The sequence below is a fragment of the Kocuria sabuli genome (assembly GCF_040981185.1).
GTDB classification, from domain to species: Bacteria; Actinomycetota; Actinomycetes; order Actinomycetales; family Micrococcaceae; genus Kocuria; species Kocuria sabuli.
Genome location: NZ_JAVHZE010000001.1, coordinates 329,154 through 342,276, shown reverse-complemented (window position 1 = coordinate 342,276; position 13,123 = coordinate 329,154). Strand labels below are relative to the sequence as shown.

At 69.0% G+C, this 13,123-nt stretch carries 14 protein-coding genes, 1 other RNA gene and 1 pseudogene; 10 read left to right on the top strand and 6 right to left on the bottom strand.

Annotated elements, in window-relative coordinates:
• Window positions 1–85: 85 nt before the first annotated feature.
• The 3 genes from RE027_RS01590 to RE027_RS01580 all read right to left on the bottom strand — a co-directional run bounded on the left by RE027_RS01590 (window position 86) and on the right by RE027_RS01580 (window position 3,599).
• Window positions 86–916, bottom strand: coding sequence for a helix-turn-helix domain-containing protein (locus RE027_RS01590; protein ID WP_368806476.1), 831 nt, complete (start codon window positions 914–916; stop codon window positions 86–88).
• A gap of 550 nt (window positions 917–1,466) precedes the next feature.
• On the bottom strand, window positions 1,467–2,066 hold the full coding sequence (locus RE027_RS01585) for a hypothetical protein (protein WP_368806475.1): 600 nt from the start codon (window positions 2,064–2,066) through the stop codon (window positions 1,467–1,469).
• Between the two features lie 129 nt (window positions 2,067–2,195).
• The gene (locus RE027_RS01580; protein ID WP_368806474.1) at window positions 2,196–3,599 is read right to left on the bottom strand and encodes a recombinase family protein; all 1,404 of its coding nucleotides are present in this window, start codon (window positions 3,597–3,599) and stop codon (window positions 2,196–2,198) included.
• A gap of 11 nt (window positions 3,600–3,610) precedes the next feature.
• On the opposite strand from RE027_RS01580, the pseudogene RE027_RS18280 reads away from it, so the two are divergent.
• The 6 genes and pseudogenes from RE027_RS18280 to RE027_RS01555 all read left to right on the top strand — a co-directional run.
• A pseudogene (locus RE027_RS18280) lies at window positions 3,611–3,706 on the top strand (type II secretion system F family protein); the annotation flags it as partial.
• A 53-nt stretch (window positions 3,707–3,759) separates the two neighbouring features.
• Window positions 3,760–3,996, top strand: coding sequence for a hypothetical protein (locus RE027_RS01575; protein WP_387919163.1), 237 nt, complete (start codon window positions 3,760–3,762; stop codon window positions 3,994–3,996).
• Between the two features lie 2 nt (window positions 3,997–3,998).
• The gene (locus tag RE027_RS01570; protein WP_368806473.1) at window positions 3,999–4,436 is read left to right on the top strand and encodes a TadE family protein; all 438 of its coding nucleotides are present in this window, start codon (window positions 3,999–4,001) and stop codon (window positions 4,434–4,436) included.
• Window positions 4,417–4,872 carry a hypothetical protein gene (locus tag RE027_RS01565; protein WP_368806472.1) on the top strand — a complete coding sequence of 152 codons (456 nt, stop codon included), beginning with the start codon at window positions 4,417–4,419 and terminating at the stop codon, window positions 4,870–4,872. The genes RE027_RS01570 and RE027_RS01565 overlap by 20 nt, the downstream gene beginning before the upstream one ends.
• Window positions 4,869–5,354, top strand: a complete 486-nt coding sequence (locus tag RE027_RS01560; protein WP_368806471.1) for a pilus assembly protein TadG-related protein — start codon at window positions 4,869–4,871, stop codon at window positions 5,352–5,354. Before RE027_RS01565 ends, RE027_RS01560 begins: the two co-directional genes overlap by 4 nt.
• A gap of 223 nt (window positions 5,355–5,577) precedes the next feature.
• Window positions 5,578–6,426 (top strand): glycerol dehydrogenase, encoded by an 849-nt coding sequence (locus RE027_RS01555; RefSeq protein WP_438612404.1) that lies wholly within the window; start codon window positions 5,578–5,580, stop codon window positions 6,424–6,426.
• A gap of 28 nt (window positions 6,427–6,454) precedes the next feature.
• Here RE027_RS01555 and RE027_RS01550 read toward each other — a convergent pair whose 3' ends face one another.
• Entirely contained in the window at window positions 6,455–7,615 is a 1,161-nt protein-coding gene (locus tag RE027_RS01550; RefSeq protein WP_368806470.1) for a glucose-1-phosphate adenylyltransferase family protein, read from the bottom strand.
• Window positions 7,616–7,703: 88 nt separating this feature from the next.
• Here RE027_RS01550 and prfB point away from each other — a divergent pair, with 88 nt between their 5' ends.
• Complete coding sequence (gene prfB / locus RE027_RS01545) at window positions 7,704–8,825, top strand: peptide chain release factor 2 (protein WP_368806469.1); 1,122 nt, start codon at window positions 7,704–7,706, stop codon at window positions 8,823–8,825.
• A gap of 20 nt (window positions 8,826–8,845) precedes the next feature.
• Here prfB and RE027_RS01540 read toward each other — a convergent pair whose 3' ends face one another.
• Window positions 8,846–10,111 carry a polysaccharide pyruvyl transferase family protein gene (locus RE027_RS01540; RefSeq protein ID WP_368806468.1) on the bottom strand — a complete coding sequence of 422 codons (1,266 nt, stop codon included), beginning with the start codon at window positions 10,109–10,111 and terminating at the stop codon, window positions 8,846–8,848.
• A 192-nt stretch (window positions 10,112–10,303) separates the two neighbouring features.
• Here RE027_RS01540 and smpB point away from each other — a divergent pair, with 192 nt between their 5' ends.
• The 3 genes from smpB to RE027_RS01525 all read left to right on the top strand — a co-directional run bounded on the left by smpB (window position 10,304) and on the right by RE027_RS01525 (window position 12,191).
• On the top strand, window positions 10,304–10,780 hold the full coding sequence (gene smpB, locus RE027_RS01535; protein WP_368806467.1) for an SsrA-binding protein SmpB: 477 nt from the start codon (window positions 10,304–10,306) through the stop codon (window positions 10,778–10,780).
• 80 nt (window positions 10,781–10,860) lie between these two features.
• Window positions 10,861–11,255: a transfer-messenger RNA gene (ssrA, locus tag RE027_RS01530) on the top strand.
• Window positions 11,256–11,426: 171 nt separating this feature from the next.
• On the top strand, window positions 11,427–12,191 hold the full coding sequence (locus RE027_RS01525) for a DUF4190 domain-containing protein (RefSeq protein WP_368806466.1): 765 nt from the start codon (window positions 11,427–11,429) through the stop codon (window positions 12,189–12,191).
• Window positions 12,192–12,293: 102 nt separating this feature from the next.
• Here the strand turns inward: RE027_RS01525 and hisN are convergent, their stop codons facing one another.
• Window positions 12,294–13,091, bottom strand: coding sequence for a histidinol-phosphatase (hisN, locus tag RE027_RS01520; RefSeq protein ID WP_368806465.1), 798 nt, complete (start codon window positions 13,089–13,091; stop codon window positions 12,294–12,296).
• Window positions 13,092–13,123 lie beyond the last annotated feature (32 nt).

Genomic DNA, 13,123 nt, shown 5'->3' with positions numbered 1-13,123 from the left:
ATCCTTTCCAACGGCATTGGCCGCCGTCCTATCTTCTTCGGTATAGCCGCCGGCATGTCGCGTTAAGCCTCGCGGCGCGGAACAGTCACGCGCGTGCTTGCCAGCTTGCTGGGAGACGTTTGCCGATGTAGTGCTTAGGTCGATCACCGACTAAGACGTCGGCGCGGCAACTGGAGCAGTTGGAGGCCGAACTGTCCTCATGGTCCTCACAGCGAGGGGAGGCGTCGAGGGAAGCGGAGCGGTCGGCCTTTACTTGGGAGAAGCACCTCCTAGCGAAGTCGGGGGACGAACGTAGTCGACCTTCGGGGAACTCAGTTTCAGGATCAACTCGTGCCTTCGCCAAGACTGCTTCGTGCATCTCTGGCGGGATGCCGTAATGACTGAGCCGAGCGACCAGTTGTTCAGGCACAGTCGCTGTGTTGGCCGGTTCATTCTTCGATCCCCTTCGTCCGGCACTTCGAGGGGTGGGGGAGAAGGGAACTTGGCGGACCGAGGGGGATGAACTCACCTCATCTCTACTCATGGCGGGATATCCCGCCACTTGGCCCGCCACTTGGCCCGCCACTTGGCCCGCCACTTGGCCCGCCACTTGGCCCGCCGAGTTGAAGTTCTCCGAAGCGGTGGCATGTTCACTCGTGCCGTTAGGGCATAACCGCCAACGGATTGAGCGGTTCTTGCGTCCGACGTCGAGAATCAGCTGCGCTTCTGCCAGCAGGTCCAGGGCATTCCGTACATCCCTACGCGTCAATCCGGAGATGGCGTCCGCCATGGTTTGCGCGGAAGGCCATGCAGTTCCATCCCTATTTGCGTAGGAGGCCAAGCAGATGAGTACTCGTCCCACGGCATGCTGGCCAATTGACTTGCTGCTAGGAAGATCCGCGGACAACGCCCATCTGATCCACTCGTCGGCCTCCATGGGGGCACCGGTACTTGTGCGCTCGCCGCTCATAGGACTGCCCCGGTTGCGCGCTCAACTTTGTGCTGAGTTTCGTAGCAGCAAAGAGCCAAGTCGGTAGAATGGTAACGAGCGATCCCCGCCGGAGAGCTTTCTGAAGCCCCCACGTTGTCCGCGTGGGGGTTTCGTCTCGAAGACGTCACGAAGCATCCACCTCCTGTTGCGGGGAGGTGAGCAGCATGGAGATGCGGTTTAGTTGATCCGGAGTGAGGTCCGGCCAGTTGGCTACCGTCTCCGCTACATGTGCTGCTAGACGAGATGCGGCGGCGCTTCGGCGTTCATCCTGTACTCGTGGTGAGTTTTCCCCGTAAATCTGAGCGAGCCGTGAAGCTCGTCCAGAGTGAGAGCGGGTTTCCCTATGCAGCGACTGGGCGCTGGGAGAGGTGTACTTGGGCAAGAGAAAGAGCCTGCGTGAGGGAGGGCACGGCTAATGAAGCCGTGGGCCTCCGATCGCAGGCTCCAGACGGACGAGGGATCACTCCCTCTAGCCACAGTCTACGACATGCGTTCGCTATTCGTCAGCTGACTGAAAGTGCCGGGTGGCAACCTGCTCCAGTACCTGCACGCTCAAGGACAGGACTTCGCCATCGCGTCGGGGCTGGGCAAACCACACCAAGTCCAGCACTTCCGAGAACTTCGGAGCTTGCATGCCGAAATTTCGTCCTCGTCGGCGGCCGCGAGCGGGTTGAGGATGGCAGTAGGGGCACGCGATATCGATGGTGAAGTGCTCGTGCTCTCGGTCCCAGTAATCAACGCTGTCGTCTCGATTCTCACTCGCGGGACCTCTCTGCATGACAGGATGAACGTCCCAGGATTCCCAGGTGTGCCCGGCATGGCCCGTCATAAGTTCAACGGGATCACTGTTGCTGCGAACGAGAACTCCCGGTCGTCGAACGAACTCTGTGATGAAACCGTGCCCTGGAATGGCACACGTTAGCCGCACGCGAGGGCCAGAGAGCATGTCATGCACGTCTTTTTTCAGCCGCACGACGCCGCCCCGAGGATCGTGTCTATCGAGGACCTTCCCCGTGCCCTCCTCTACTAGCTCATGCTGCTCGGGGAAGTTATTCGCATTCTCCAGATCGCTATCGCTCCAGCTACGCGTGTTCATCGTTAGATCCTTCGTCGGAGTGGCGGTCATCATGGGCGAGGGAGGTGAGGACCCACGCGGCATGAGTCGCATGAAAAGCGACTCTGTAGTGGGCGTCATGCGTCATGCGCATTTGTTGCGGGCATAGCTCTATACGGTCTTCGGAACGGCTCGAATCAGGCGGGGGTCGGCACCTCGCCCCGGCCCGGCAGGGAGAATGGTGACGGTCATGAGGGCGTCGATGAGTTCACGTTTCATGGGCAAAGAAGCTGCTGCCCACCTACTTGCCGCGTCCGGACCTGCCATCTGCGCCACCGAGGTCACTGGTGCGAAGCATGCAAGTGACTCGCGAGCTTCATCTAGTTGAGGCCGCAACTTCGCGGAGATTCGCGCCATTTGTTCAGCGCTGATTACCCCTTCCGCGAACTGGTCCGCAGCATTGAGCAACCGTGCATTGATTGCCTCGGCTCGAGTCTGAGCTTCCCGTGCGCGGTCGGGATTGCCCACCGCGAGCGCTGCAAGTGCGTCGGGACGAGTTAGCAACGCAATCACGACGCCTTCCACATACGCATCGACGAGAGCCATGCTTCGGCGGATCTTGAAGCAATCGCGGCACCCATAGGCCTCAGGACCCTTCTTCCCAGCCCTCTCCACGCCTTTAAGGCGGCGCATCTTCCCACCGCACAGACCGCACTCGGCGATTCCCGTAAGGAGGTGTCGAGGAGTGGTACCAAGCTGCGCTCGACGAGTGGGATCCTTTAGCACCGAGACGAGCCTGTAATAGTCATCCTCGCTAAGAATCGGCTCTGTAGTCGATTTGCCCACCACTTCGCCACGATGAGTCCGAAGACCGGCATTTGTACCTCGGAGAAGTACTTGCCTCAAAGTGGCGGAGGACCACCGGCCACCTCGGGGCGACGGGTTTCCCCTCTCGTTGAGAAGCTGAACGGTAGATCGTAGCGACTGTCCAGCCAGGATTCGGCGAGTGATTTCCCTGATGATGTCCGCCTCTGCCGGCTTGGGGATGTCTCTGCCATGTCGACGCGACCCAGATTCATCCTGTTGGTAAGTCCTTTGAAAGCCGTAGGGCACCATGCCATGCGGCTCGCCCTTCTCAGCTTTCTCTTGGATCTTTCGCTTAATGCGGCGGGATTGTTGGTCAGTCTCATGGCGAGCAACGCTTCCTTTGACGCGGGCAGTGAGCTTCCCCTGAGGTGTGGCCAAATCTATATCTCCGCCGATGGAAAGAAGCTCCAACCCGTAAGCGTTGGCAAGGTCGATTATGTCTTCCAGCTCCCGTGGGGTACGAGTGAGTCGATCCACGTCCCAAACGATCAGTGCGTCGATTGCCCGAGCTTCAATGCTCGCGAGCATCCGGGTGTATTGAGGGCGACTTTTTCTGCGTGTAGCCGACACATCGTTGTCCACGTACTCATGAACTACTTCCCACCCGTGCTGGCGTGCTGCTGCTCGGCAGTCGGTGAGCTGGCGATCCACGCCGAGGTGGTCGGCATTGGCGTCTTGGCTGATTCGAGCATAGATGGCGGCCTTCATAAGGAGATTCTATCTCGTTATTGTCCCCCCTGGTGTTCTTCGTGCTGCCGCTGACCGTCGTGTTCGCGGTCTACCCCGGGCTCGCCGTGCTGGAGCTCGGCTTCTGAGACCCCACCCGCGCCCGGCACCCGGGCCGCGCCACCACGAAAGGACACCTCCCGTGAAATCCACCACGAAACCCCTCCCTCGGCTCACCGCGCTGCTCGGCCTGCTGGCCCTGGCCCTCTCCGGCCTCCGCGGCCGGCTGTCCGCGGACGACCCCGACCGCGGCGACGTGCCCGGCTGGGTGATGCTGACGCTGATGTCCGCGGTGCTCGTGGCCGGTCTGCTGCTCGTGGCACAGCCCGCCCTGGAGGGGCTCTTCCAGGACGCCATGGCCCGGGTGAGCCAGAACTGAGCATGCGCGTCCCGCGCGGGCTCCGGCGGTTCCGGACCCGCCGCCTGCACCGGGGAGCCCGCGCCTGCCCGGCCGCGGACCGGGGCCACGCCGTGGTGGAGTACGTGATGGTGGCCGGCCTGGTGGCGATGATCTTCGCCGGCACCCTGCAGCTGGCGCTCGCCCTGCACGTGCGCAACACCCTCGTCGACGCCGCGGCGGCCGGGGCTCGGTACGGCACCCTGGCCGACCGCTCGGCCGAGGACGGGGTGGAGCGCACCCGCCAGATCGTCACCGACGCCCTCGGGCCCCGCTACGCCGGGGACGTCGCCGCGTCGCCCGTGACCGTCGGACAGGTGCGGACCCTGGAGGTCCGGGTCGTCTCCCCGCTGCCGGTGGTGGCGCTGTTCGGCCCGCCCGGGTCCCTGGAGGTGCGCGGCCATGCCGTCCTGGGCGACTGAGCCGCCGGCCGGGCCCGGGCAGGACCCGGCCGGGGACCAGGGCAGCGCGGTGGTGGAGTTCGTGGCCCTCGGGACGCTGCTGCTGGTCCCGGTCGTCTACTTCGTGCTCACGGTGGCGCAGGTCCAGGCCGGGGCGTTCGCGGTCGTGGCCGCCGTGCAGCAGGCGTCGCAGGTGCTGGCCCGGGCCGAGCCCGGCGAGCTCTCCGAGCACGACCTGTCCGCGGCGGCGGAGCTGGCGGCCGCGGACCAGGGCTTCGCCCCAGGGCAGCTGGCCGTCCGGCTGGAGTGCTCGGACGGGGGCTGCGCCACCCCCGGTGCGGTGGCCACGGTGCACGGCACGCTGGAGGTCCCGCTGCCGCTGGTGCCGGGCTTCACGGACCTGGAGGTCGCGGTGCTCACCTCCTCGGCCACGGTCGTGCTGGGGCGGTACGGATGAGCCGGCGGAGCAAGGGCCCGGCGGAGGGCACCGACGTGAGCCGGGACGGCAGCCCGGACGACGGGCAGGTCACGATCCTGGTGATCGGCTTCGCCGTGGTGTCCCTGCTGCTGACGGTGGTCGTCATGGGCGTCACGGCCGTCTACGTGGGGGAGCGGAAGCTGCAGGTGCTGGCCGACAACGCCGCGCTCGCCGCGGCGGACACGTTCGTGGAGCTGCGCCCCGGAGCGCCGGGCGCCCCGCCCAGCACCGTCCTGGACGACGACGCCGTGGCCGGCGCCGCGGCGAGCTACCTCGACACCGTCAGCGCCTGGGCCGGCACCCCGGGGCTGTCGCTGGCCGCACCGACCGGCAGCCCGGACGGGCGGACGGCGGAGGTGACGCTGACCGCCGTCGTGCACCCGCCGGTGGTCAACCTGCTGGTGCCCGACGGCGTTCCGATCACGGTCACCAGCGAGGCCCGGGCGCAGCTCGGGCGGTGACCACTGCTGTCGCCGCCGTCGGGCGGACGCCCCTCGTCGTCGCCGACGACGTCGTCTGGGGGTTCGTGGGTCACGACGTGGAGGCGTCCCTGGCGCGGGCCGGCATGACGACCACGCGCGAGACGTTCCACGGCATCCCCTCGGCCGGGGAGATCGACCGGCTCACCGCGGTGATCCGCGAGGCGGGGGCCGACGTGGCCGTGGCCGTGGGGGCGGCAGCACCATCGACGCGGTCAAGGCCTCGGGGTTCCTCGCCGGGATCCGGTGGGTCAGCGTCCCCACCGTCGCCTCCACCGACGCGCCGACCTCGGCGCTGGCGGTCGTCTACACCGACGAGTGCGTCTTCGAGGAGTACCGGTTCTTCCCGCGCAACCCCGACCTCGTCCTCGTCGACTCCCAGCTGGTGGCCAATGCGCCGGCGACGTTCCTGGCGGCCGGCGTCGGCGACGCCCTGGCCACCTGGCTGGAGGCCCGGGCCACCTCGGCGTCGGGGTCCCTGACCATGGCCGGGGGGACGCCCACCCTCACGGGCACCGCACTGGCCCGGCTGAGCTGGGACGTGCTGTGGGAGAACGCCCTCGTCGCGATGGACGCGGCCCGGGACCACATCGTGACCCCGGCGCTGGAGAAGGTCATCGAGGCCAACACGCTGCTGTCCGGCCTCGGCTTCGAGTCGGGTGGACTGGCGGCGGCCCACGCCGTCCACAACGGGCTGACCGCGGCACCGCAGACCCACGGCCTGGCCCACGGGCAGAAGGTCAACATCGGCTCGATCACCCAGCTGGTGCTGGAGGGCGCTCCCACCTCGGAGATCGCGGACTTCGTCGAGTTCACCACCCGGGTCGGGCTGCCGACCACCCTCACGGAGATCGGGCTGCGCCCGGAGGACACCGAGGAGATCCAGGCGGTGGCACGGGCCGCGACCCTGGAGAGCGAGACCATCCACAGCATGCCCTTCACCGTGCGGGCCGACGACGTCGCCGCGGCGCTGACCTCCATCGAGCGACTGGGCCGTCGGGTGCGCGCCCGCGCCGGCCTGCCCGAACCGCAGCCCTACCGCCCGGCCCACTAGCGGCCCGGCCCGGGCTCGCCGGGCGGGTTCAGAACCCGCCCGGCAGTCTCGCGGACCGGTCGAACTCCTCCGTGGCGGACACGGCGCCGGTCTCGTCGATCAGGGTGACCGCCCCGGGCCCGCCGTACTGGCCGGCGGGGATCTCGGCCCCCATGTCGGCCACGACGTTCTCCAGGGTCGCCCCGGCGGCCACCCGCACGCCGTCCAGCAGCACCGAGTGGCGCACCACGGCGCCCTCCTCGACCACCACCCGCGGACCGAGCACGGAGTGCTCCACGGTGCCGCGCACCGTCGAGCCCGCCGCGACCATGGACCGGTGCACCGCGGCGCTGCCGTCGATCCGGGCGGGCACCAGCTGCGGCTGCGCCGAGAGGATCGGCCAGCCGGGGTCGTCGAGGGTCACGCCGTCGCCGTCGAGCACCTGCAGGTGCGCCGTCCAGTAGGACTGCACGGTGCCCAGGTCCATCCAGTACCCGTCCAGGCGGTGCTCCACGACGGTGCGGTGGGCCACGAACCACGGCACGAGGTCGTTGCCGTAGTCCTCGAGCTGTCCCTCCTGCTCGTGCAGCACGTCCAGGGCCTCCAGCAGCTGCTGCGCGTCGTAGAGGAACATCTCGCCGGTGACCAGGTGCCCCCGCGGCTGCTCGGGCTTGTAGTCGAAGCCGGTCACGCGCCCGTCGTCGTCGGCCTGCACCACCCCGTAGCGGGAGGCGTCCTCGTCGACGACCGTGGTGACCATGGTCAGGTCGGCGCCCTTCTCCAGGTGGGTCCCGATCACGTCGAGGAAGTTCAGGGTGTAGAGGTGGTCGGCGCTGAGCACCAGGACGAGGTCCGGGGCGAAGTCCCGGATCAGGTCCTTCTGCCGGTAGATCGAGTCGGCGTTGCCGTCGGCGAAGCCCTCGTCCTCGGTGCCCTCGTACGGGGGCAGCACCTGCAGGCCGCCGTGGGTGCGGTCGAGGTCCCAGGGCCGCCCGTTGGCCAGGTGCTGGTTCAGGCTGAAGGGCAGGTACTGCTGGACCACCCACACGTCGGAGATGTGGGAGTGCACGAGGTTGGACAGGGCGATGTCGACGAGCCGGTAGGTGCCGGCCACGGGCAGCGCCGGCTTCACCTTCTTCTCGGTCAGGGCGCCGAGACGTGAGCCCTTCCCGCCGGCCAGGATCAGGGCGAGGGTGCGGGGGATGCGCATCGTGCTTCCTCTCTCTCGGCCCCATCCTGCCAGAGGAGCGTGCTCACGGCCCGGGGGAATTTGCCCCCATGCGATAATCTTGGCTTCCATGGCCTCCCTTGACTTCCCGGCAGAGATCTCCGCCCTCCGATCCACGTTCGCGTCCATCGAGGCCGTGAGCGACGTCGACGCGATCCGGCGCGACATCGCCGAGCTCTCGCAGCAGGCGACCGCCCCGGACCTCTGGGACGATCCCGCCGCGGCGCAGAAGATCACCTCCAAGCTCTCCCACAAGCAGTCCGACCTCGAACGGCTCGAGAAGCTGGGTGGGCGGATCGACGACATCGAGGTCATGGTGCAGTTGGCCGCCGAGGAGGACGACGCGGAGACCCTCGAGCTGGCCGTCGAGGAGCTCGCGGCGGTGAAGAAGGCGCTCTCCCGGCTCGAGGTGCAGACCCTGCTCTCCGGCGAGTACGACGAGCGCGAGGCCGTGGTCACGATCCGCTCCGGCGCCGGCGGCGTGGACGCCGCCGACTTCGCCGAGATGCTCATGCGCATGTACCTGCGCTGGGCCGAGCGCCACGGCTACCCGACCACCGTCCTGGACACCTCCTACGCGGAGGAGGCCGGCCTGAAGTCCGCCACGTTCGAGGTCAAGGCGCCCTACGCGTTCGGCACCCTGTCCGTGGAGGCCGGCACGCACCGGCTCGTGCGGATCTCCCCGTTCGACAACCAGGGCCGGCGCCAGACCTCGTTCGCGGCCGTGGAGGTCATCCCGCTGATCGAGCAGGACGACTCGATCGAGATCCCCGAGGCCGAGATCAAGGTCGACGTCTTCCGCTCCTCGGGCCCGGGCGGCCAGTCCGTGAACACCACCGACTCCGCGGTGCGCATGACCCACATCCCCACGGGCATCGTCGTGTCCATGCAGAACGAGAAGTCCCAGCTCCAGAACCGCGCGGCCGCGCTGCGCGTGCTCCAGTCCCGCCTGCTGCTGCAGCGGCAGGAGGAGGAGAGCGCCAAGAAGAAGGAGCTGGCCGGCGACGTCAAGGCGTCCTGGGGCGACCAGATGCGCTCCTACGTCCTCAACCCGTACCAGATGGTCAAGGACCTGCGGACCAACCACGAGGAGGGCAACCCCTCCGCGATCTTCGACGGCGCGATCGACGGCTTCGTCGACGCCGGGATCCGCTGGCGCGCCGACCAGCGACACGCCCCCGCGGACGCCTGAGCGGCGGGCCCGCCCGCGGGTCAGCGCAGCTTCCGCAGCCTCCCGATCGTCCGCCCCGGCAGGCCCCGGCCCGTGGGCGAGGAGCGATCGCGCCCGGCGGGCCGGTTCGTCGGCGCGGGTGACGGCGCGTCGGCCACCGGGTACAGCTCCTGCGCCTCCCGCAGCTTCGTGCGGTGCAGCTGGGCGGCGGTGTCCGCGAACGACGACGAACGGGCGGGCGCCTGCGCCGTGCGGCTGCCGGTGGGCGTGACGGACCAGCCGGTGCCGGCGTCGAGCAGGGACTGGTGCTTGACCCGGTAGTAGTCCGTGCTCACCTCCAGCGCGGTGCCCTCGGCCCCGCACGCGGCGGCCAGCAGGTGGAAGTGGAAGCGCGAGGTCAGCCACGTCTGACCGGGCCGGGCGGGGAACCCCTCCTGCCACACCCGGGTGAAGGGCACGAAGTTCTGCTCGGGGATCAGGTCCGCCAGCCGCTCGTAGGCCGCCCGGTCCGCGCCGGGGATCGCCTCGAGGTAGTGCACGGCCCGGCCGGCCAGCGCCGGGCCCGTGAGGGCGGAGCGCACGGCGGCCACGGCGTCGTCGAGGACGCCCGGCTCCGCCATGTCGCTCTGCAGGCACACCCACACCTCCCCGTCCGCCGCAGGAGCGGACGCCTCGCCGGGAAAACCCGCCACGGCGGGCAGCCCGAGGAAGGCGTCGTCGGGCGCCCGCCCGGCCCGCGCCAGTTGTGCGCTGGGCGCGTCCCGCACGGTGACGTGGTCGAAGGCCGCCAGCTCCTCGCGCAGCGCGCCGGCGTCCGCGACGGGGGACAGGCCCAGGCCGGTGGCCGCCAGCCGCGCGCCGGAGAGCTCGCCCAGGCGCCGCGCCGCGCGCAGCAGACGGGCGTGGTGCGGCCAGATGGAGTTCAGGTAACCGCCCCCGATCAGGTGCACCGAGCTCGCGCGCCGGGCGCCGAGCAGGCCGAGGTCGTAGCGGGGCGAGCCCAGGGAGGTGACGACCCGGTCCACGTGGGCGTCCGCGGCGGCCGGGTCCATCTGCGTCGTCTCGAGGACGAGCCGCCACAGGGTGTCGGTGGTCCGCAGCCGGGGGTGCAGCCCGTCGAACAGGTGGGACGCCAGCCCGGGGTGGGGGCAGTCGAGCCAGACCTCGGCATCGGGCCGGGCGCGGGCGAGGAAGCGCAGCCACGACGCGGCGATGAACTCGTCGCCGAAGTTCGGGTGGCCGCTCGTCCCGACGAGGTAGAGGACGTCCGCGGCGGGCAGTCGCGCGGCAGGGACGGAATCGTGCATTGGCCCAGCCTACCGGGTGCCTGCCCGGCGACCTGGGGCGACGTCCCCGCGGCGGCCCGGGGCGGGCAGCCCCGCCGCGGACCGCGCGGCAGCACCGCGCAGGTGGATCGCGGTGGCGTAGGATGGAGGACCTGCCGTGCGCCCCGGTGCGCGGCCGCGTTCCGTCCGCACCGTTCCCGAGGGAGGAGGCCCATGGCCAAGAAGGACACCGGCCGCCAGGTCGTCGCGAACAACAAGAAGGCCCGGCACGACTACCATGTCCTCGACACCTACGAGGCCGGTCTCGCCCTCATGGGCACCGAGGTGAAGTCCCTGCGGATGGGGCGGGCCTCGCTCGTGGACGGGTTCTGCCAGTTCACCGACGGCGAGCTGTGGCTCGAGGGCGTCCACATCCCCGAGTACCTCCAGGGGTCGTGGACGAACCACTCCGCCCGCCGGCGCCGCAAGCTGCTGCTGCACCGCGCCGAGATGGACAAGATCGAGCAGAAGACCCGGGAGTCCGGCTTCACGATCGTGCCGCTGTCGCTGTACTTCGTGGAGGGCAAGCGGGTCAAGGTGGAGATCGCCGTGGCCAAGGGCAAGCGGGAGTACGACAAGCGCCAGACCCTGCGGGAGAAGCAGGACAACCGGGAGGCCCAGCGGGCCATGCGCTACAAGAACATGGGCTGACACCCGAGCTCTTGCGACCGGCCGTACCGCGCGGTAGAGTGGAATATCCCGCTGCGGCGGGGCGCTTGAAAAACGAATACGGGGATGATCGGTTTCGACGATGTGAGTTGAGACAGGGGAAGCGGGTCGAGAACGCAGAGTTATCTCGTAAACGCCCTCTGTAAAACAATAGTTGCCAATTCTAACGGTAACGTCGCCCAGTCTCCGGCTCAGGCCGAGCTCACGCTCGCTGCCTGACCAGACTACTTAGGTGACTGTCAGCCCGGGTTCGCCTTCGACCCGGGGCCTGGCATCAGCTAGAAGGCCACTGCTCCAGCCGTACGTCGCGGACGTCTGGAGAACACTTACGCGACTGAGTCCGTCGGCCACGTGTCTGCACGAGGGCCGGGACTGAGAAAACGCAACGCAGACTGCACCCGGAGAAGCCCTGACAATGCTGCATCGGACGGGGGTTCAATTCCCCCCATCTCCACGAGAACCCCGACCGGGGAGCGCCGCGAGGCGCTCCCCGGTTTTTTCGTGCCCCGAGGCGTTCTGCGGGGGGCCACCGGAGCGCCCGCCCGTCCACCGCCCGGGAAATGGAGAGCCGCGGCGGACCGGTGTGACAAGCTGGTGGCGTACCGCCGACGACTGAAAGGGCAACGCCATGAGCCAGAACGACAACACGCCAGACCAGGGCGGCACGGGTGCCGGCGGGTCGTCGAGCTACGGCGGCCAGGGCGTGCCGGAGTACGGTCAGCGGATCGAGGGAGCGCCCTCCGGGCCGTCCTACGATGCGCCGCGCTACGGCCAGGGCACGGGCGGGGACCAGTACTCGTCACCGCAGTACGGCCAGGGGCAGCAGGGCTATCCGGACCAGTACGGCCAGGGCCAGGGCTACCAGAACCAGCAGGGCTATCCGGACCAGTACGGCCAGGGCCAGCAGGGTCAGGGGTACCCGGGGCAGTACGGGCAGGGCCAGCAGGGCTACCCGGGCCAGCAGGGGCAGTACGACATGGGCCAGCAGGGCTACCCGGGCCAGCAGGGGCAGTACGACATGGGCCAGTACGGCGGCGGCTCGAAGCCGCCGGGCACGGGCCTGGGCATCGCGGCCCTGATCCTGGGCATCGTGGCGCTGCTGACCTGCTGGTTCGTCCTGGGCATCGTGCCCGGGATCGTGGGCCTGGTGCTCGGCATCGTGGCGCTGCGCAAGCTCCGCCGCACCCCGGGGGCGTCCAGGGCGCTGCCCATCATCGGCATCGTACTCAGTGTCCTCGCCATCCTGGCGAGCATCTTCTTCCTCGTGATCTTCGGTGCCCTGATCGGGGAGATCGGTCCCGCGATGGAGGCCTGCTCCCAGTTCTCCTCGGACCAGGCCGCGCTCCAGGAGTGCCTCGAGCGCGAGACCGGACTCGGCTCCCAGAACCTCTGACGTCCACGGAGCACGGAGAGGGGCCCGCACCGACCGGTGCGGGCCCCTTCGTCGTCGGGCACGGCCCGGCGGGCAACCGGCACGGCCCGCGCAGTGCCGGGGTCAGGGGGCGGGGGTCAGGATCTCCAGGACCTCGTCGTGGAGCAGGCCGTTGCTGGCCAGCGCGTTGCCGCCGAAGGGACCGGGCTCGCCCTCGAGCGAGGTGAAGCGGCCGCCGGCCTCCTCGACCACGGGCACGAGCGCGGCCATGTCGTGCAGGCTGAGCTCCGGCTCGCACGCGAGGTCCACCGCGCCCTCGGCCAGGAGGCAGTAGGACCAGAAGTCGCCGTAGGCCCGGGTCCGCCAGACCTCGTCGGTGAGCTCGAGGAAGCGGTCCCGGACGCCGCGGTCCCGCCACCCGGTCAGCGAGGAGTAGGACAGGGAGGCATCGGAGAGCCGCCCCACCTGGGAGACGTGGATGCGCTGGGCGTTGGCCAGGGACTTGCCGGTGAACGCCCCCGTCCCGGACGCGGCCCACCAGCGGCGCCCGAGGGCCGGCGCGGAGACCACCCCGACCACGGGCTTGCCCTCGTCGACGAGGGCGATCAGCGTGGCCCACACCGGCACGCCGCGGACGAAGTTCTTGGTGCCGTCGATCGGGTCGACGACCCACTGCCGGGCGCCGCTGCCGGTGGCGCCGTACTCCTCGCCGATCACGGCGTCCCGGTTGCGCGTGCGCCCCAGCTGGGTGCGGATGAGTTGCTCGGCCTCACGGTCGGCGTCCGTCACCGGGGTCAGGTCAGGCTTGGTCTCCACCGTGAGGTCCTGGGCCTTGAACCGGCGCATGGTCAGGCGGTCCACGGCGTCGGCCAGGATGTGGGCGAGGCGGAGATCGTCGGTGTAGTTGCTGGGGCTGCGCATTGCACCAACCTACCCCGAACCGGTCCCGCGCC